The following is a 19,415-nucleotide window of genomic DNA, read 5'->3' as shown; positions in this document are numbered from 1 at the left end:
AAAGAAATATAGGCAAATATAAAGCAAGAGCTAAGCCAATAGTCTCTAAAAATCAAAAGAATAGCTTGTGATAGTTTACTAACTTAATGACATTGGGCTAAAGCCCGCTTCTATTGAATAATCTATTTTTAAAATTTATAGCTGCCTTCGGCAATTTCACCTCATTATCAGTTTACTTCCTCTTAAGATCCAAATCATCAAAATCAAAGCTGAAATCTGTAATATCTGATATTGGTTTTAGCTTTGCAGACTCTGCCTTTCCATTTTCATCATAGCTGAAAATAATATAAGCATCAGCGTCATAACTTCTGTCGTCCCATTTTACAATAAAGGAATTACCGGAATACGGAAGCAATTCGCCTTTCAGTCTTGGAGAGTTCTGGCAGGAGATCCTGTACGTACTACCCTGTTGAGAAATTTCTACATCTCCAAACCATTGATCATTATACTTTCCAACAAACTGTTCGGCTTTCGGTTGAAGATTTTTTTCGTTTTTAAAGGTTTCGGATTTAGCAAAAGCTTCTTTTTTCTGCTTATCATATTCAGCATTTACTTTTGTCATTCTTTCACCATAGGTCTTCAGCCAGTTTCTGTCTGCTACTCCCAGGTAAGAGTCTTTAACCGTATTGGTAATCGTATTAAAAGCGGCCCCGGATTGTTGGTTAGTTAATACCACTATTCCCAGTTTTAAATCCGGAATTAGTGTAAATTGGGTAACAGTTCCTATTAAACCTCCCGTATGCTGAATCTGTTTGTGTCCTTTCACATCACTCAGGAACCATCCTAATCCATATCCGTAGAAACTCGTGTCATAAGGATTTTTTAAAGCAACCCTATCCGGGATCTGTAAACTCCATAACTGTTGTACGTTTTTATCTGAAACTAATTTTTTACCGTCTTTAGTTGTAAAATTATTTAAGAGACAGTCTGCCCAGATCGTCATATCCTTAATATTACTCATAATTCCTCCTGCTGCATTTCCCGTTTCATTCCAATCGTGGGGAACAGCAATGGCCTTTCCGTCTACAGGAGCATGGGCATCGATTTTATTGGATACGGCCTTAGCTCTGCTGTAGCTTCCAAAACTGGATGTCATTCCGACAGGTTTCATAATTCTCTGTTCAATAAATTCGGCCCAGCTCAGACCGGAAATCCTGTGGATCACTTCTCCCGCTACAATGAACATAATATTGTTATAATCAAGTGTCGTTCTGAATGGGTTTTCAGGTTTCAGATATCTTACATTGTGAATAATATCATTCACCGTGAGATTTCCACCTTCAGGGAAGAACATCAGATCTCCCTGTCCCAAACCTAATCCGGCTCTGTGTGTTACAAGATCTTTAATGGTTACATTTTGGGAAACATAGGGATCATACATTTGAAATTCAGGGATGTATTTTGAAACTTTATCGTCCCAATTCAGTTTTCCTTCATCAGCTAAAATAGCCAGTGCAGTACAGGTAAACCCTTTTGAATTAGATGCAATTCCTACCAATGTATTGTCATCCATCGGTTGTTTGGTAGTTAAAGAACGCTGTCCGAACCCTTTGGAATAAATCACTTTTCCATCTTTTATGATTCCTACTGACATTCCAGGAACGTCGAAGGTTTTTAAAGTATTCCGGATCAGCTCATCCAATTTCTTTTCTTCAACCTGGGCATTGAAAAGCCCTACCGCTACAAGAAAAAGTAAAAGAGAAAATTTCTGCTTCATTTTTTTAATTTTTTCAAATGTAATAAATAATTAGAAGATGATTTTACCTATCAACAAAGTTTAGAAGTTTAAGGTAGGAATATGTTAGGTAAGAATTATGATGGGAAATAAAAATATTTTTTACAAAAGCTTCTTTATATTTGCATTTAAATTATCAAAATGAATGCAAAAAAATTATTACCGTTCTTCTTCCTGATCACAAGTGTCAATTTTTACTTTTCTCAGGAGGTAACAATCAAAGATGATAAAGTTCTTCTTGATGGAAAACAGATCCTGAGAGCAGAAAAAATTAATATGATAGAGTATTCCTTTTTCACTCTTAAAGATGATGAGGAAATTCTGATGTATAAAATGATGGACAGTGGAACCCCAAAATATTCGAATGACGATTATTACGTTTTGAATTTTCTGACCCAAAAAACGAAAGTAGAATCCAGCGACTTCACGAAGATTTTAAATTTTATGAATTCCAAAAAAGGGATGGAAAAGCTTATCAAATGGCTTCTTAAAGAAAAAGTGATTAACAGTGATGGTGAACTAAACCCTGACCGTCTGGAGATCTTCAAAGAAAAATACGACGAAAACATTACTGACAGAACTTTTAGATAATGACAAAAATTCTTCTCCTTTCCGATTCCCATTCCTATATAGACGACAGGATTTTAGAATATGCCCGTCAGGCTGATGAAATATGGCATTGCGGGGATTTCGGAAGTATGGAGGTAATTGAAGAACTGGAAAAAATAAAACCTTTAAAGGGTGTTTACGGCAACATAGACAACGCGAAGATCCGTGCTGAGTTTCCTGAAGTAAACCGTTTTTTCTGCGAAGATCTTGAAGTTCTGATGATCCATATCGGTGGATACCCGGGAAAATATGCACCGCTGACGAACAGAGAAATTTCCGCAAAGGCTCCAAAGCTGTTTATTTCAGGACACTCTCATATTCTGAAGGCCATGTTTGACCAAAAGAACAACCTACTGCATCTGAATCCCGGTGCCTGTGGGAAACAAGGGTGGCATAAGACGAGAACTATGATGCGTTTTGTAGTGGAAGGTAAAGAGATCAAAGATCTGGAAATCATTGAACTTGGGCCTAAGATTTAATTTTGAGAACAACAAAAGAAGGAGTATAATACATGAAAATCGGGGACAAAGTTTCTGTAGTAGATGAGGATTTAAACGGAATAATTACTTCCGTGAACGGCAATATTGTTGTTTTTAAGGATGAATACGGATTTACTTACCAATATCCGAAAGAGAAACTGGTTCCGAAAAACGCAGAGCTTTATGAAAATATCCGGGTAGTAAGAAAAGCAGAACCGAAAAAAGTGACATCCAAAAAACACCAGAAAAATCATATGGTCCTGGATCTGCACTTTCATAATCTGGTTAAAAACCCCAGTGATTATGACAGTTTTGAGAGACTCTTTATCCAAAAAGCGAAATTAACGGAAGTTCTTGATTTCTGCAGAAAGCATCATCTGAAGCGGCTGGAGATCGTTCACGGGATTGGTGACGGAACGCTGCAGAAAATGGTTATGGATGTTTTGGAAAGCCAGAGAGATATCGATTTTTATAATAAGGAAATACTTCACCATCAATCGGGTGCCGTTATGATAGAATTTCACTAAATTTGCAGCAATTGAAATATGAACGTACTTAATTTACTTTTTACCAAAGACGGGTTAATCTACCAGATTGCAAAGAATAAAAGCATTCAGGAAGAAAAGTCTTATTTCGTTACTGAAGAAACCCCGGAAACCCTTATTGAAGATAAACTGGATGAAATTCTTCTTAAGCAGAGGTTTGACGAAATTCATGTGATCTCAGCACTGAACCATTTCACCCTGATGCCTGAAGGATTTTCAGATCATGAGGCAGGATTTGAATTGATTGCATTCAATGCCCCAGCGAATAAGGAAAAGGAAGAGCTCATGCTTTCTGTCAATAAAAAGTTCGGGGTACAGTTTTATTATACGTTTCCTAAAAATTTTTACAGGAAAATAAAAGAGCTGGCAGTTCCGGTTCATTTTAATTTCTCCGGTGAAAAGTTTTTAAATTCAATCAACAATAAGAATAATAAGGAAATCCATATCAATCTATATCATAACCAGTGTGAATTTTTCGCCATAGACAACAAGAAGGTTATTTTATACAACAACCTGGATGTAAATTCTGAGGTCGACTTTCTCTATTTTGTGATGTTTACACTAAGTAAAATAGGTTTCGGAATTAATGAGACCAACTTCTACGCTTACGGTGAAACTACGGAAAACGAAACCTTTATCTCCGAGCTTCAGAAATTCGTTAAAAACATGAGAATTGTTTTTGACAATGTTCCTAATAAGAATTTTATACTTAATTAAAGGGATTAGGAATATGGGAACAGGGCCTAGCCTTACTATGTCTTCCCTAATCCCTAAATCCTATTACCTAAACCCTAAACAAATATGTTCAGAATAATATCCGGCAAGTGGAAAGCCAAAAAAATAGCCGCTCCTAAAAATTTTGATGTAAGACCTACTACAGATTTTGCCAAGGAAGCACTTTTCAGTATCCTGGAAAACAAATATGATATACAGTCGATTTCTGTACTTGATCTTTTTGCAGGTATTGGCTCTATTACTTTCGAATTTGCTTCCAGAGGATGCCAGGATATCACTTCAGTTGAGCTGAATCCGAAGCATACCAGCTTTATCAATGCTACGGCTTCGGAGCTTGATATGTCTCTTCAGATCAATGTTCAGAGAGGTGATGTTTTTGACTGGCTTAAAAAGTTCAGAAACAAGAAAAGCTTCGAGATCATATTTTCCGATGCTCCTTTCGAAATGGAAGAGAAGAAGTATTACGAGCTATTATCTTTGGTTCTCAACAATAAATTTGTTAAACAGAATGGCGTGCTGATTGTAGAACATCAGAGCAGAATGAAATTGGAGCATCCCAACTTAATAGACACACGAAAATACGGAAATGTAAGTTTCAGTTTTTTCGAAGCGAATAAAGAAGATAATCAGGAAATTTAATTCCTGATTATTTTTTTTACGGAAAGATCCGGCGCAGCAATTCCCCAGTTTGTAATAGCTTCTATCACCGGGAGTAGTGTTTTTCCGAAGTCTGTCAGGGTATACTCTACCATTAATGGAGGTTTTTCAGTATATACCTTTCTGTTGACAATATGATCTTCCTCAAGCTGTTTCAGCTGCAGGCTTAGTGTTCTTTCTGTAATGGTAGGAATTAATTTCCTGAGTTCATTATATCTTTTTGCACCGGCTGTAAGATGAAACAAAATGACAGCTTTCCATTTTCCTCCTATAAATTTCATGGTTACGCTGGTGCAGCACGGATATTCCTTATTATCTATTGTGTACATTTTTATACTATCCTTTTTTACCGTTATTGCAAAGGTAATAAACTTAAATTACTTTTGTAACTATAAAATTGATAGTATAATAATTTATGAACTTTTTAGAACAAATGAAAAAGAGGTATACGGTAAAAAAGTATAACCCACAGGAAAAAATAAGTGCGGAACAGATTGCAGAATTGAAGGAAATCCTTAATCTAAGTCCCTCTTCGATCAACAGCCAGCCATGGAACTTTATTTTTGTTAATAAGCCTGAACTTAGAGAACAGCTTGCAGAAGCATCTTATTTTAACAGGGAAAAGGTATTGGACAGCAGCCATATCATTGTATTCCAGGTGATAAAGAACCCTAAAGATTTTGAAAAACAGATCGAAGAAAATCTCCCTGAAGGTTCCGTCAATTACTACAGGAATATGGTAAAGCCACATGGTGAAGCTGCTATCCGGGCATGGATGGGGCATCAGGTTTATCTTTCGCTGGGAGTTCTTCTTTCAGCGTGTGCTGCTATGGGAATAGATTCTACTCCGATGGAAGGTATTGAAACTGAAAAATATGACGAAATCCTTAAAAATGATTCTTATGAAACGCTTTTTGCAGTGGTCATCGGGAAAAGAGATGAAAATGACAGCAATCATCCTGAAACGACTCCTAAAAGAAGGCTGAAGAGTGAAATGGTTATTTTAGAGCCTTAACTTTTCAGAACTTTTCATAAAATAAAAGCTGTTTCGGATGAAACAGCTTTTTGTATTATAGTACTTTCAATTCCAGATCTATCGTCTTTCCAAAGAATTTCTTAGAGATTTTTTCAAAATTCTTCGTCAGGTCCGAAAGATAAAAATGATAATTCGGTTTTGGATTATTGTCATTCAGAAGATGGTATTTATCCAGGATGATCTTAAGGTGATTGGCCACAATATTCGGAGAATCAATTACACGAACCCTGTTTCCGTAATACTGCTTGATCTCATCGATCAGCAAAGGATAATGAGTGCACCCCAGAATAAGGGTTTCAATATTCTTGAGCTTGTTATTGCTTAAATAATTATAAATGATGGCATGCGTAATCGGATGATTCTTGAATCCCTCTTCAATAGCCGGAACCAGCAACGGAGTAGCCAGCTCATCAACTTTGATCCATTTATTATGCTTCCTGATGCTTTTCTTATATAGCCCGGAATTGACAGTTGCTTTTGTAGCAATGACCCCAACATTGTTATGGATTTCATACGCTACTTTTTCAGCAACGGGATTAATAACGTCTATGACAGGAACTTTCCCATTCACAGACTGCATAACCTCGTTTAAAGCATTTGCCGTAGCCGTATTACAGGCAATAACAATAGCTTTACAGTTCTGCTGAAGCAGAAAATTGGTGATCTTGGTCGAATATTCTATAATCGCATCCTTCGACTTTTCACCGTACGGAAGGTGTTTGGTATCTCCGAAATAGATCAGGTCTTCGTGGGGAAGAAGTCTTTTGATCTCTTTGGCTACGGTAAGCCCTCCCACCCCACTATCGAAAATACCGATAGGCTGGCTTGGTGAAAGATGTGAATAATCTTGCTTTTTAGTTTTCAAGTGAACTGAAATTTTATACAAAAATAGTGAATAATCGGATATTTAATTAAGATTCCCGATTGAAAAGTCTTTCGGATATCTTACTTTATAGCTCACCCTGAATTTTTTCGTTTCGGAGGAAGAAATTTTAACGTTCCATAGTAAAAATCCTTTCTCTTTATCCAGTTGTGCATTGTCACTCTGAAGAAGCTCAATCTTTACAGCTTCATCCTTGCTCAAAGGAATCTGGTCTCGTATCTCAATATTGATTGCTTCTTTTTTATTATTGCGGACAACAAGATCGTAAGTAATTGCTTTTTCCTGATAGGAAGAAAATAATTTCTCACTTGCCTTATCATTAACCATCTCTTTGCGTACACTGATTTTCTTGTCATCTCCAAGGGTAATGCTCATTTTATCATTTGTCTGATTGGGATTGATCCTTGTTTCGCCTACATACATATTTTCAAAGATGACACTGGCAGCACCTGAAATAAGGTTGTATTTGTTAAAATCTTTAATATCTGCGACCAAATAGGCGGTAGTACTGTATTTCGGAACTGTATAATATTTATATTCAGCCGGGAGTTTTATCTGTTTCAGGTTGATAAAATGATCTTCATTGTTTGACAAAATATCATAAGGAATATCGGTATCAAAACTGACATTCAACTGATTTTCATTAATTTTAATTCCATAGCCCATTACTACAACTTCCTCAATTGCCATCGTTTTTAAAGTATCTCTTTTCCCAGAATATCCTATGCTTGCTCTTTCTTCATTCTTATAAGAATTCAAAAACCAGGGATGCATAACCGGAGCTTCATTATTTCTCGAAGATCTTGCATTGATCAGCGAAAGCTTCACTCCTTTCCAGTCAAGTCCGGTATCCTGTCTTACTTTTGCTTTGAAAGTGACATCCAAAGGTTCAGTAAGCTTATTACCCTTCACTTCATAAAACGGTTCCCAAAAAACATTTTCGGCCAAATATCCCAGATCCATTTTTGCATTTCCTCCGGCACTGCTTGCAATTCTCAGAACAAGAACGCCATCAGAAAAAGTTTCCTCAGCTTCTGTATTAGCTTTCAAACGATTTTTTAAAGCTTCAAGTTTCTGAACAGTTTGTGTATATTTTTTATTAATATCAAGTTGTGCTACACTTATTTCATTTCTTTTCGTCTTATAATATTCTGTCAGCTGCATCAGCTGGGCCACACTGGAAGTATTACTGCCAACTAAAAGTCCCTGATTCTTGTCTAAAAGCTCCAGCGTTTTTTCATTCGTCTGCCGCTCGATATTGATTTTTGTACTGAGATTTTCTAAAATAGCAATGCTGTCCTTAATTCTTTTTCCGTTAGGATTATTATTCTCAAAATAATTCGAGTTGTAGCTGTCTCTGTATTGCGCAGAAAGAATTGAGACATCTTTATTGTTGGTATTAATCTGTATAGATTTCTCCATAATTTCATCTGAAATATTGGTCACAACAACCTCAGAAGTTCCTGCAGGAAGTGAAACACTCACAGAATTATGGAGTTCAGCAGAAGTTCTGTAAACATTCACAGCATTAACTTTTGCTTTTGTAAAGATTGGTTTTTGAGAGAAATGTAAAGCGCTTAAAAAAAGAAAAAATAGGAGTAAGTTTTTTCTCATAGTTCATGGTTTTTATTTAAAGTATAATCTCAAATATACATTAATAAACGTTACACCAAAAATAAATCTGAAGCAATCCCATCCGCCATAAACCAATGCTTTTCCGGGATCTTCAGATGATTGTTCTCCTGGATTAAAACACCTTCTTCTATTTTAGATTTTATCTCGTGTTGGAAATGTTCAAGAATTTGATCACTGAATTTACTTTTCAGGCTTTCAAGATCTACTCCCCAGATTGTCCTCAAGCCAATCATAATCATTTCATTGAATTGATCATATTGTGAGAGAATCTCTTCTTCTTTAGCCAGAATTCCTGCATGAAGCTTTTTAATATATTGCTGATTGTTGGCAACGTTCCAGCTTCTGACATCAAATCCGTTGTATGAATGTGCGGAAGGACCTATCCCAAGATACTCTTTGTACTTCCAATACGCAGAATTATGCCTTGAATAAAAGCCAGGTTTTGCAAAATTGGAGACTTCATAATGCTCAAATCCGTTGTCTTTTAAGAAATCTGACAGATAATAGAACTCTTTATTCTGTTCTTCTTCTCTAGGACTGGCAACTTTTCCTTTTGAAATCCAGTTTTCTAAAGCTGTTTTGGGCTCAACAGTGAGCGCATAAGAAGAGATATGAGGCACTTCAAGGGCAATGGTTTTGTTTAAATTCTCTTTCCATATCTCCAGATTAGAAGTCGGTGAACCATAAATCAAATCGATGCTTAAGTTTTCAAACCCGAAATCCTGTGCTCTTTTGATAGAACTTTCTGCTTCAGAAGCATTATGGGCACGGTTCATCAGTATCAGATCTTCCTCGAAAAAGCTCTGGGTCCCGATAGAAAGCCTGTTGACCGGAGACTGAGCCAGCTGTTTTAAAAAATTTTTGTCCAGATCATCGGGATTGGCTTCCAGCGTTACTTCAATGTCATTATCGAAAGTAAAGTATTTCAGAACCTCATCAATCAGAGAATTGATCTCATCTGCCGAAAGAATAGATGGTGTTCCACCTCCAAAATACAGGGATTTTAAACTTTTATCCTGCAGCTCATCTTTTCTAAGCCTGATTTCGGTCTTCATCGAACGGATCATTTCATCTTTAAAGTTTAAAGAGGTAGAAAAGTGAAAATTGCAGTAGCTGCATTTTTGCTTGCAGAAAGGAATGTGAATATATATCATAAAAAAAGCCCTGAAAATTTCAGAGCTCAAATTTATTTAAATTAATCAGATTAATATCTATATCCTCTATGATTAATAAAGTTATCAAAGTTATAACCTAAGCTCAGCATAAAGCTGTTTCCACCATATGTCTGGATATCAGACATTCCGATGTTATAGGTTGCTCCGATCATTAATTTATTAATTCTCACTTTAACAATTGGTGCAACCTGTAAATCTTGGCTATCAAATCTGTTCTGTACCGTTCTGTAACTTACACCGGCAGAGAATGAGTTGATGTCATTAAAGAAAGTAGCCATTAAGTTGTAGTCGATCATTCTTGTTGAATTGGTATTCAGGTTAATCAACGCTGATGGCGTTACGAAGATATTGTCAGCAAAATGCCAATTATATCCTAAGTTTAAGAAAAATTTTATTGGTGAAGGCTCAATTCCGTTTACTATAGCCTTGTCATTGCTCAGTGCAATATCGTTTACAGATACTCCTGCAAAGATATTTCTATAGGTAGCAGCAGCACCAAAGTTGGCATAAGCCATAAAAATATTCCCTTCTTTTCCTATCAACAATGGATCGTAACCATCTTCAACATTCACTGAAGTATAGTCGAAGTTCATATTATAAAATGAAACACTGGTACCGAAAGAGAACTGATCTTTTCTTTCTCCTTCACTACTTAGTGGAATAAAGTATGAAGCTCCCGCTGTAATACCGCCTGCAGAAATAGGGCCATTGCTGTCTCTGAAAATAGAGAGCCCTGCTCCCACTCTGTCGAAAATGTTCCCGTTGATTCCTATAGACTGCGTATTTGGAGAATCGCTAAACTTGTCAAATTGTTTGTGGTAATTAGCATTAAGCTGTACGTAATCGGTCTTTCCGTACTGAGCTGGGTTGAACAGGAATTCACCATCCAAAAGATATTGCTGATAGTATGGTAGTGATTCTTGTGCTTTGTATGCATTTGACAAAAGAGCTAAACATACGATAGCATATAGTTTTCTCATAACAAATCTTGATTTCAATTCAACAAATATAAAAAAATTCTCAATATATTTTTAGTTTTCTAAATAATTTCTCCATTTTTTTACAGCATCCGCCATATCTTTCGGCATTGGGCTCTCAAAATATAATTCCTTTTTAGTGGTGGGGTGTATAAACCCTAAAGTATGCGCATGAAGTGCATGTCTAGGAAGAATTTCAAAAACATTTTTTATAAACTGTTTATACTTAGGCAGATTCACCCCCCTTAAAGGTGTATGCCCTTCATATCTTTCATCATTAAACAATGTATGACCAATATGTTTAAAATGAGCCCGGATCTGATGCGTTCTTCCAGTTTCAAGTTTACATTCTACCCAGGTCATATACTTAAAGCGTTCTAAAACTTTATAATGCGTAACCGCGTGCTTTCCGTGGCTTCCGTCCTCATAAACCGACATCTGCATCCTGTTTTTGGGATGCCTCCCGATATGCCCTCTAATGGTTCCTTCATCTTCCTGAGGATTTCCCCAGACAAATGCCCAGTATAATCTTTTTGTGGTTCTATTGAAAAACTGTTTCGCTAAAAAGCTCAGCGCATATTCGTTTTTTGCGATCACCAAAAGTCCGGATGTATCTTTATCAATCCTGTGAACAAGCCCCACTCTGTCCAGGTCAGACCTCTCCCCACTTTTTTCAAAATGGAAAGCCAGTGCATTGACCAATGTTTTGTCCCAATTTCCATGACCAGGATGTACAACCATTCCCGGTTCCTTATCTACCACTACCAGATCATCATCTTCATAAATGATATTCACAGGAATATCCTGAGGAATGATCACATTTTCCCTCGGCGGATGGGCAAGAAGCACCGAAATCTGGTCACCGGGCTTCACACGGTAATTTTGTTTTACCGGAGCTCCGTTTACAACCACATTTCCTGCTCTGCAGGTCTGTGAAATTTTATTACGAGAAGAATTCTGCCTGTATATAAATAAGAACTTATCAATTCTTAACGGCTCCTGGTTTTTATCGACTTTGATGTTAAGATGCTCATACAGTCCTTTATTTTCCTCATCAATATCGATATTCTCCAAATTGTCGGAATCCAATAATTCTTCATCTAAAAAGTCTTCGTTATCTTCTGCCATTATTTTATTTTTTTACGCAAAAGGCCTCAACATTTTGCAGTTGAAGCCTATATTTTATATAATAAACCGTGATTATTCTACCACTACTTTTTTAGCCTTTGGCTTTTGTACCGGCTGCTGTGTTGCATTTCCTGTCGTTGTTGCCGGCTTACTTCCCGAACCCTGGCTGCCTGGTGCAGTGGACTTAGGTTTTTCTGCTCCGGTTCCCCCAGGTTTGGCACCAGTTGCTGCACTGTTCGTTTTTGCAGGCTCTGTTTTAGCAGGTTCAGATTTAGGAATCTCTTTTTTTGGTACAGGCACTGCTGCAGGTGGGTCATAACTTGGCTCCGGATAGCTAGGAACTTCGTCATAATATACCGGAGGCAGTGAAGTATCTACTTTCATTCGGTAAATAGAGTTTAGCTGTTCTACTTTAGCTCTAAGTTCGGCAGGCGTTCTCTTACTTGCCCAAAGGTCAATCTGCATTCCCTGATCCCTTATATCTCCTGAAGCCGGGTCCTGATAATAGATAATGTCAGATTCATCCTTGCTTCCATCCTCATACTCTATCAGACCTACTTCAAATAAACTTTTTGCAATAACCGCTCTTGCTTCTTTTACAGAAAGTCCCACTACACTAGGAATTGAGATATTTCTCATAGGACCCGAACCTACGACAACATCAATCACGGAGAATCTTGGAAGACGTGATCCCGGATTGACTGCATTACCTTTATATAATATTCTTAAAAGAGCGTCTTTCTGAATACTCGGTTCATAGATGGTATCGCCGATCTTAAGACCAACCTGATCCAATCTCTGGAAAGCCAGCCCTGAATATTTATTAATCACATCCGGAACCGTAATAGGAGCCCATGATCTGGGATTAACTACAATTCTTACCAGCGATCCCGGTTTTACACGGGAGCTAGACATAGGATACATCTTTAAAACCTGAAAAGGCTTATATTTAGGATTGTACTCAGCACTGTCTACTTCATACTCCAGTCCTGTATCCTCTAATATTTTTACGGCATCATAAACCGATTTATTAATGACATTGGGCACAGGAATTTCCTGACCGTGATTGGTATGGTATTCCAGCCAGCGGAAAGTAAGCCACACTAACCCCACAAAAATACCGATGGCTACTGCTAAATTCAGTAAAACTTTCCAATTGAAAAGTGATTTAAGCATACTTAAAAATACTTTAATTATAACGGCAAATATAGCTAATAATTTTAAATGTGCTTTTATTTAACACAATTCATTTCAATTTTAAAATTTATGAATTTCCCTTATTGCATTGCATAAAATGATTAAATTTGCCTTAATTGATACTATAATGGTTATGAGCAAAAAAAGTGTTGCCGTTGTCATGGGAGGCTATTCGGATGAATTTGTGGTTTCCTTAAAAAGCGGTCAGTTGATCTACGATTCTCTGGACAGAAATCTATATGATGTATATAAAGTGATCATCCTTAAAGATGAATGGTATTTTTTAGGAGAAAACGATCAAAAATATGAAATCAACCGCGGAGATTTTTCCGTAACATTGAATAATAATGAAAAGCTGAAATTCGATGTCTGTTTTAACATTATCCACGGAACTCCAGGTGAAAACGGGATTCTTCAGGCTTATTGGGATGCCATCGGGCAGAAATATACCGGTTGTGATTTCTATCAAAGCGCTTTGACCTTCAATAAAAAAGATACGTTAGCGGTCTTGTCAAAATACGGAATTCCTTCCGCTAAAAGCATTTATCTAAGAAAAGGAGAAGAGATCAATACAGATGAAATCGTTGAAAGTCTTGGCCTTCCGGTTTTCGTTAAACCTAACCAATCCGGTTCATCTCTGGGCATTTCAAAAGTAAAGGAAAAATCAGAATTAATTGCTGCGATTGAAATTGCGCTCAAAGAAGATGATGAAATCCTAATCGAGAGCTTCCTGGACGGAATAGAAGTTTCTGTAGGCGTTATAGATTTCAAAGGTGAAACCATCGTTTTAGGGATTACCGAAATTGTACCAAGCAATGAATTCTTCGATTATGAGGCTAAATATGAAGGAGCTTCAGAAGAAATTACTCCTGCAAGAATTGATGATGCAACCAGAATCAGAGTAGAGGAAATTTCAAAAAGAGCTTACAACTCCCTTGGTATGAGCGGTTTTTCAAGAAGTGAGTTTATTCTTATGGACGGTATTCCTTATATGCTTGAAATGAATACCAATCCGGGATTCTCCCCTGCCAGCATTCTTCCGCAACAGGCAAAAATTTACGGAATATCTATCACAGATCTTTGCGGAAACGAAGTAGAAAAAGCACTGAATAAATAATAATAGAAGTTAGAATCTAGAGGTTAGAAGTTAGTTGTTAATGAATGGAAGTTTGAAGATGGAAGAAAACCCGGTGAATAGTTCACCCCGGCAACCTAAATCTCGCAACCGAAACCCGAAACACAGACCTCGTAACCCATAACTCATCATAACACGTAAAACATGAAAATTGCTGTTTTCCCCGGATCCTTTGATCCTATTACTCTGGGACATTATGATATTATTGAAAGAGCGGCTCCGCTTTTTGACAAACTGATTATTGCGATCGGACAGAACTCCCAAAAAAAATATATGTTTCCCCTGGAAAAAAGAATGGAATTTATTCAAAATTCCGTCGCTGAATTCCCCAACGTGGAAGTTGACTTTTTTGAAGGACTAACTGTAGATTACTGTTTTGAAAAAGATGCACAATACATTCTCAGAGGATTAAGAAATCCTGCCGATTTTGAATTTGAAAAAGCCATTGCTCATACGAACAGAACCTTGGCCCACAAAAAACTAGAAACCGTATTTTTATTAACTTCATCAGGAAAGTCTTTCATCAGCAGCAGCATTGTAAGGGAGATCATCAACCACAACGGAGAATATGAATTACTGGTTCCGGAAGCCGTCAGGGTACAACGATAAGTAATGAGTAACAGATAATAATTAATTAGGAAATATGGATTACAATCAAGTTTTTCGGGAAAGAACTAAAAATTTTTCTATCCTTGTGATCAAATCTCTTTCATTATTACCTTATTCAGATGATGTTTCAGTCATAAGAAAGCAAATCATAAGATCTTCTACTTCAGTGGCAGCAAATTACAGAGCTGTTTCAAGAGCAAAATCTGAAAAGGAAAAATTTGCTAAGCTCTGCATTGTTGTAGAAGAAATTGATGAGATTCAACTTTGGCTTGAGATCATTGAAGAATTGGAATATCTAAGTCCTGAAAAAATGATTCATTTAAAATCAGAATGTTAAGAACTTTGTAAAGGTTATGACTAAGTATAAATTTAGATTATCCCAGCTTTAAATGGCATAATTTTTATTACTCATTGCCCATTACCTATTACTCATAAATTATGCACGAACAGTTCAATTTTGCCATAGAGGTACTCGGAACCATTTCCTTTGCGATGTCGGGGAGTTTTGCAGCAATGCAGAAACGCCTTGATCCGTTCGGGGTACTGATTATTGCTTTCGTCACTTCTGTGGGCGGAGGAACTGTAAGGGATCTCCTGCTGGATATTCCGGTTTTCTGGATGCATGATCTTTTAACGTGCGCACTGATTTTGGGTACAGGTATTTTTGCTATGGTCTTCAAATCTATTGAAAAAAACTTCAAGGTAACTTTATTTATTTTTGACAGTTTCGGGCTTGGGTTATTTACCATTATCGGGGTTCAAAAAGGGCTCAATGCTAATATTCATCCTCTTATATGCATTGCACTGGGAACCATAACCGGCTGTTTCGGAGGGATCATCCGGGATATTCTTCTCAACAGAATTCCGCTGATCTTCAGGAAAGAGATCTATGCTACAGCATGTATTGTCGGAGGCTCTGCATTTCTTCTGATGACTAAGTTTATCCCGCTTTCCTATACATTTATACAGATATTCACTATTATCCTCATTGTCGCCATCCGAACTCTCGCTGTAAAATATCATTGGCAAATACCTAAGTTTTATGGCTATGATCAGAATTCTGAGATGTGATGTTTTTTTAATAAAATACCATTAAAAAAGCACCCGAATACAGGTGCTTTTTTAGTTTCGTATGTTGTTCTTAGAAGAATTTCCCTCTCTGTCTCATATTCGGGTTGTGCATATGCTTCTGCATAGAAGGCATTTTAAGCTGATCTTTCATCATTTTGATCTGATCCGTCATCATTCCTGCTGTGTCTAATCTTTTAGCCTCATCCAGAAGTTTCTGCCCTTCCTGTTTTCTTCCTTTAGAAATGGCTGCTGCTGCAAGATTCAATGTTGCCATTGCTCTGTCGTGCTTCATATTCAGGCCATATTCCAAAGCTTTTTTCATCAGCGGTTCCACTTTCGCGGGATGCTCCTGAGCCTGGGTAAGACCCTGTAAATAGTGAAAATATCCATATTGGGATTTATGAAGCTGCGCCTGGTAATTGGTGATCTTGTTTAACCATTGGGCAGCTTTTTCCATATTCTGTTTTCTCAGCTGCCAGAAAGCAAGGAGAATATATTCGTTCTTGATGAAAAGTATAATAGGCAGTGCTGCAAGAAGGAATACTACGATCCCCCAGCCCAGACTTCTTGTGAAAATCATCATATAAAGTCCTAAAAGGATAAGAACTGCTGCAATTACAATTTTTATGTACTTATTCATTGTTCAGTTTTAGAAAGTGCAAAGATAGAAAATTTACAGGTTAGAAGCTAGAGGTAAGAACTTAGAATTTTCACAACTATTCGCTCTTGATCCGTTCAAAGGTCTGAAAACAAAAATCATATTGATTCTTTTCATCTTTTTCATGACAGATCTCTTCAGTTTTTTTCCAGATTTTTGGATTGATCTTTGGAAAGAATGTATCCGCTTCAAGATCAGCCTTCACCAAGGTAACCTCCAGTCTGTCAACAATTTCAACAGTCTGCTCATAGATATTTCCGCCACCGATAATGAATATCTCTTCATCAATCTTTTTGGCAAATTTTACCGCTTCCTTAATACTCCCTACGATCAGGATTCCTTCTTCAAACCAGTTTTTCTTTCTCGAGATTACAATATTCGTACGGTTAGGCAGCGGCCTTCCTATACTTTCAAAGGTTTTTCTGCCCATAATAACAGGATGTCCGGAAGTTATATCTTTAAAGTGTTTCAGGTCTTTAGGAAGATGCCACAGCAGTTTATTTTCAAAACCGATCTCGTTCTTCTCTCCCATAGCCACCACTATTGTTGTCATTCTAATAATTTTTTACAAAATTAGCACATAATTTGTATATTTGATTAGCACAAAAAATTAAAAAAAAATAAACTATGAAAAATAAAGGCTGCCTTAGCGCAGGAACTATCGGTATTGCACTGCTTATCATTGTAGGTGTAATATTCTTCTGGGGAAAAAACGGGTATAATAATTTTGTTTCGAAAGAACAGAACGTGAACTCCAAGTGGTCAAATATAGAAACTGTCTATCAAAAAAGAGCCAATCTTATTCCCAATCTGGAAAGAACTGTTAAATCGTATTCGAAATTTGAGCAGGAAACATTGACCAAAGTGGTTGAAGCACGTTCCAAAGCAACTTCCATCAATATTGATCCTACAAATATGACGGAAGCTGATATGGCGAAATTCCAGGCTGCACAAGGAGAACTATCCGGAGCGTTAAGCAGATTAATGGCTGTAGTGGAATCTTATCCGAATTTAAAAGCGGACCAGCAGTACATCAATTTCCAGAGAGAATTTACGGCGATAGAAAACAGCATCAGAACCGAAACGGTTTATTATAATGATGCGGCCAAAGATTACAACACAACGATCAAAACATTCCCTAATAATATCCTGGCGAATTTTACAAACTTTAAAGAGAAACCTTTCTTCAAGGCTGAAGCCGGTGCAGAAAAAGCACCAGAAGTATTTAAATAATGAGCCATTTTCTGACAAATCAGCAAATCACTTCCCTTGTGGAAGCAATACAGTCGGCAGAAGAACATTCTACAGGCGAGATCAGGGTACACATTGACTCGAACACAGAAACTGAAAATGCACAGACCGCATTTGAGGTTTTCAAAAAACTCTGTATGAATAAAACTGCCGACAGAAACGCTGTGCTTTTTCATGTCAATTTCGAACAGAAATATCTGACCATCATTGGTGACATCGGAATCCATGCTAAAGTACACCAGTCGTATTGGGATCACCTGCATGACTATATCACTGCTGAATTTGCCAAAGGAAATTATTATAAAGCTTTAAAAAGCGGCATCCTTGAAACTGGTCTTGAATTAAAAAAACATTTTCCTGTAGAAGGAAAAAATCCCAATCAGCTGTCTAATGAAATTACGTTCTCTTAAATTGGTATTTTCATTAATACTCTTCTGCTTTTACAATTTTGTATCAGCACAATACACGATTCCACCCAAACCCGCGGTTCTGTATCCTGTGTTTGATGAAGCAGGCCTGCTCACGCAGCAGCAAAAAGATGAACTGAACAATAAGCTGATCAAATTTGCAGATTCTACTTCCACGGAAATTGAAGTGGTTATTATCCCTTCTACCAAAGGAGAAGATGTGAATTTCCTGGCAACCATGTTCGGAGAAAAATGGGGAATCGGAAAAAAAGGCGTGGATAACGGCGTTGTTTTCCTGATTGCGACAGAAGACAGAACCATGTCTATCCAACAGGGAAGAGCCGTAGAACAGTATCTTACTGCTTCTGTCGCAGGACAGATTCTTGATTATATTGTCACTCCCAATTTCAGGCAGGGGCAATGGTATGATGGTATCAACCGTGGCACCTCAGCGATCATGGAGGCTGTTCAGGGGAAATTCAAACCTATGGAAACCTCAGCACCTTCAGGTAATGGAAGTGCTTTCAAGATCCTTATTATCGCATTTGTTATCTTTATCATTCTCGCCTTTATCTTCGGAGGCAGAGGCGGCGGACGTGGCGGCAATAATGACGACGACGATGTGATCATCACCAGAAGAGGACGCAGAAATTACCCTGGCGGGTTCTTTCCATTCCCTGGCAGTTTTGGAGGTGGAAGTTCCGGAGGCGGAGGTGGATTTGGCGGCTTTGGCGGTGGAGGAAGCTTCGGCGGCGGAGGTGCTTCGGGCGGATGGTAATTAAAAATAATTAGACTAAATTCAATATAATCAGGCTGATTACTCTATTTTTTATTTAATAGTTCAAAATCAAGTCATTTCTTTGTTTTATTACAATGCCAGAATCAAATTTTCGTATTAAAAAAATAACAAAACCACACAAAACTCACTTTTTATTCAATATTTTTTCATTATATTTACTGAAAACAGGTTTATGAAAAAGACGCTGGTAGTTTTTGCACATCCCTATTTAGAGCACTCCAATTCAAATGTGGAGCTTATTAATTTCTATGTCCGCCACCAGCATTTTACCCTTAGAGACCTTTACGAAGAATATCCGGATTTTCATATTGCAGCATTCAGGGAAAGGAAAAGACTAAGAAATTATGACCGCTTTATTTTCCAATTCCCGCTGATATGGTTCGGAATGCCCCCTTTATTAAGATTATGGATCGATGAAGTGTTTGACAGGGACTGGCTCAGAAAAGGCGAAACCAATCCACTGGAAAACAAAGAGATTTATATTTTGGTAACGACAGGAGGAAAGGAAAGATCATTCAGCAAAAACGGAACGTATCAGTACACTGTGGAAGAACTGGTCAGCGGGCTAATTGTATCCTTAAAGGTTTTTAAAGCCGACATCAAACATATCAAGATTGTTTATGAGGCCAATAAACTGAGCAAAAAAGACATTATTTTACATAAAAAAGAGTTTACAGAATTACTTAACCAATAG

24 protein-coding genes are annotated in these 19,415 nt (G+C 37.3%); 14 read left to right on the top strand and 10 right to left on the bottom strand.

Annotation, left to right across the window (positions count from 1 at the left end; all coding sequences use genetic code 11):
• Positions 1–172: 172 nt before the first annotated feature.
• Positions 173–1,717: a serine hydrolase gene (locus tag DRF60_RS18835; RefSeq protein ID WP_116014424.1), complete on the bottom strand. Its 1,545-nt coding sequence runs from the start codon at positions 1,715–1,717 to the stop codon at positions 173–175.
• Between the two features lie 159 nt (positions 1,718–1,876).
• On the opposite strand from DRF60_RS18835, the gene DRF60_RS18830 reads away from it, so the two are divergent.
• The 5 genes from DRF60_RS18830 to DRF60_RS18810 all read left to right on the top strand — a co-directional run bounded on the left by DRF60_RS18830 (position 1,877) and on the right by DRF60_RS18810 (position 4,742).
• Positions 1,877–2,326, top strand: coding sequence for a hypothetical protein (locus tag DRF60_RS18830; RefSeq protein ID WP_116014422.1), 450 nt, complete (start codon positions 1,877–1,879; stop codon positions 2,324–2,326).
• Positions 2,326–2,823 (top strand): metallophosphoesterase family protein, encoded by a 498-nt coding sequence (locus tag DRF60_RS18825; RefSeq protein ID WP_116014420.1) that lies wholly within the window; start codon positions 2,326–2,328, stop codon positions 2,821–2,823. The genes DRF60_RS18830 and DRF60_RS18825 overlap by 1 nt, the downstream gene beginning before the upstream one ends.
• Positions 2,824–2,855: 32 nt before the next feature.
• Positions 2,856–3,350 (top strand): Smr/MutS family protein, encoded by a 495-nt coding sequence (locus DRF60_RS18820; RefSeq protein ID WP_116014417.1) that lies wholly within the window; start codon positions 2,856–2,858, stop codon positions 3,348–3,350.
• 18 nt (positions 3,351–3,368) lie between these two features.
• Positions 3,369–4,085 carry a DUF3822 family protein gene (locus DRF60_RS18815; protein WP_116014415.1) on the top strand — a complete coding sequence of 239 codons (717 nt, stop codon included), beginning with the start codon at positions 3,369–3,371 and terminating at the stop codon, positions 4,083–4,085.
• A gap of 84 nt (positions 4,086–4,169) precedes the next feature.
• Positions 4,170–4,742, top strand: coding sequence for an RsmD family RNA methyltransferase (locus DRF60_RS18810; protein ID WP_116014413.1), 573 nt, complete (start codon positions 4,170–4,172; stop codon positions 4,740–4,742).
• On the opposite strand, the gene DRF60_RS18805 is transcribed toward DRF60_RS18810, so the two are convergent.
• On the bottom strand, positions 4,739–5,089 hold the full coding sequence (locus tag DRF60_RS18805) for a winged helix-turn-helix transcriptional regulator (protein ID WP_116014410.1): 351 nt from the start codon (positions 5,087–5,089) through the stop codon (positions 4,739–4,741). The two genes, DRF60_RS18810 and DRF60_RS18805, sit on opposite strands and share 4 nt — an antisense overlap.
• Positions 5,090–5,175: 86 nt before the next feature.
• Between DRF60_RS18805 and DRF60_RS18800 the strand changes: the two genes are divergently transcribed.
• Positions 5,176–5,775, top strand: coding sequence for a nitroreductase family protein (locus tag DRF60_RS18800; RefSeq protein ID WP_116014408.1), 600 nt, complete (start codon positions 5,176–5,178; stop codon positions 5,773–5,775).
• A 55-nt stretch (positions 5,776–5,830) separates the two neighbouring features.
• Here DRF60_RS18800 and murI read toward each other — a convergent pair whose 3' ends face one another.
• From murI to DRF60_RS18770, 6 genes are all read right to left on the bottom strand, one after another.
• Entirely contained in the window at positions 5,831–6,661 is an 831-nt protein-coding gene (gene murI / locus DRF60_RS18795) for a glutamate racemase (protein ID WP_116014406.1), read from the bottom strand.
• Positions 6,662–6,703: 42 nt separating this feature from the next.
• Positions 6,704–8,293: a DUF4139 domain-containing protein gene (locus DRF60_RS18790; protein ID WP_116014404.1), complete on the bottom strand. Its 1,590-nt coding sequence runs from the start codon at positions 8,291–8,293 to the stop codon at positions 6,704–6,706.
• A 50-nt stretch (positions 8,294–8,343) separates the two neighbouring features.
• On the bottom strand, positions 8,344–9,468 hold the full coding sequence (gene hemW, locus DRF60_RS18785; RefSeq protein ID WP_116014401.1) for a radical SAM family heme chaperone HemW: 1,125 nt from the start codon (positions 9,466–9,468) through the stop codon (positions 8,344–8,346).
• A gap of 50 nt (positions 9,469–9,518) precedes the next feature.
• Positions 9,519–10,469: a PorP/SprF family type IX secretion system membrane protein gene (locus DRF60_RS18780; RefSeq protein WP_116014399.1), complete on the bottom strand. Its 951-nt coding sequence runs from the start codon at positions 10,467–10,469 to the stop codon at positions 9,519–9,521.
• A gap of 51 nt (positions 10,470–10,520) precedes the next feature.
• Positions 10,521–11,594 (bottom strand): RluA family pseudouridine synthase, encoded by a 1,074-nt coding sequence (locus DRF60_RS18775; protein WP_185144604.1) that lies wholly within the window; start codon positions 11,592–11,594, stop codon positions 10,521–10,523.
• A 72-nt stretch (positions 11,595–11,666) separates the two neighbouring features.
• On the bottom strand, positions 11,667–12,770 hold the full coding sequence (locus DRF60_RS18770; RefSeq protein ID WP_116014397.1) for a PASTA domain-containing protein: 1,104 nt from the start codon (positions 12,768–12,770) through the stop codon (positions 11,667–11,669).
• Positions 12,771–12,924: 154 nt separating this feature from the next.
• Between DRF60_RS18770 and DRF60_RS18765 the strand changes: the two genes are divergently transcribed.
• The 4 genes from DRF60_RS18765 to DRF60_RS18750 all read left to right on the top strand — a co-directional run bounded on the left by DRF60_RS18765 (position 12,925) and on the right by DRF60_RS18750 (position 15,606).
• Positions 12,925–13,908, top strand: a complete 984-nt coding sequence (locus tag DRF60_RS18765; protein WP_116014429.1) for a D-alanine--D-alanine ligase — start codon at positions 12,925–12,927, stop codon at positions 13,906–13,908.
• Between the two features lie 162 nt (positions 13,909–14,070).
• Positions 14,071–14,535, top strand: a complete 465-nt coding sequence (coaD, locus tag DRF60_RS18760; RefSeq protein ID WP_111959999.1) for a pantetheine-phosphate adenylyltransferase — start codon at positions 14,071–14,073, stop codon at positions 14,533–14,535.
• A 34-nt stretch (positions 14,536–14,569) separates the two neighbouring features.
• Positions 14,570–14,872: a four helix bundle protein gene (locus DRF60_RS18755; RefSeq protein WP_116014394.1), complete on the top strand. Its 303-nt coding sequence runs from the start codon at positions 14,570–14,572 to the stop codon at positions 14,870–14,872.
• Between the two features lie 101 nt (positions 14,873–14,973).
• Positions 14,974–15,606 carry a trimeric intracellular cation channel family protein gene (locus DRF60_RS18750; protein WP_116014392.1) on the top strand — a complete coding sequence of 211 codons (633 nt, stop codon included), beginning with the start codon at positions 14,974–14,976 and terminating at the stop codon, positions 15,604–15,606.
• A gap of 70 nt (positions 15,607–15,676) precedes the next feature.
• Here the strand turns inward: DRF60_RS18750 and DRF60_RS18745 are convergent, their stop codons facing one another.
• Positions 15,677–16,246 (bottom strand): DUF2892 domain-containing protein, encoded by a 570-nt coding sequence (locus DRF60_RS18745; RefSeq protein WP_116014389.1) that lies wholly within the window; start codon positions 16,244–16,246, stop codon positions 15,677–15,679.
• 76 nt (positions 16,247–16,322) lie between these two features.
• On the bottom strand, positions 16,323–16,817 hold the full coding sequence (locus DRF60_RS18740; protein WP_116014387.1) for a dihydrofolate reductase: 495 nt from the start codon (positions 16,815–16,817) through the stop codon (positions 16,323–16,325).
• 74 nt (positions 16,818–16,891) lie between these two features.
• On the opposite strand from DRF60_RS18740, the gene DRF60_RS18735 reads away from it, so the two are divergent.
• From DRF60_RS18735 to DRF60_RS18720, 4 genes are all read left to right on the top strand, one after another.
• The gene (locus tag DRF60_RS18735; protein ID WP_034703627.1) at positions 16,892–17,497 is read left to right on the top strand and encodes a LemA family protein; all 606 of its coding nucleotides are present in this window, start codon (positions 16,892–16,894) and stop codon (positions 17,495–17,497) included.
• The gene (locus DRF60_RS18730) at positions 17,497–17,925 is read left to right on the top strand and encodes a TPM domain-containing protein (protein ID WP_185144603.1); all 429 of its coding nucleotides are present in this window, start codon (positions 17,497–17,499) and stop codon (positions 17,923–17,925) included. The genes DRF60_RS18735 and DRF60_RS18730 overlap by 1 nt, the downstream gene beginning before the upstream one ends.
• Positions 17,906–18,700 carry a TPM domain-containing protein gene (locus DRF60_RS18725; RefSeq protein ID WP_116014381.1) on the top strand — a complete coding sequence of 265 codons (795 nt, stop codon included), beginning with the start codon at positions 17,906–17,908 and terminating at the stop codon, positions 18,698–18,700. The genes DRF60_RS18730 and DRF60_RS18725 overlap by 20 nt, the downstream gene beginning before the upstream one ends.
• Before the next feature lie 193 nt (positions 18,701–18,893).
• Positions 18,894–19,415, top strand: coding sequence for an NAD(P)H-dependent oxidoreductase (locus DRF60_RS18720; RefSeq protein WP_116014379.1), 522 nt, complete (start codon positions 18,894–18,896; stop codon positions 19,413–19,415).

Source organism: Chryseobacterium elymi (assembly GCF_003385495.1).
GTDB lineage: Bacteria > Bacteroidota > Bacteroidia > Flavobacteriales > Weeksellaceae > Chryseobacterium > Chryseobacterium elymi.
Note: the sequence above shows the minus strand (reverse complement) of the source record. Positions and strands in the feature narration are given on the sequence as shown.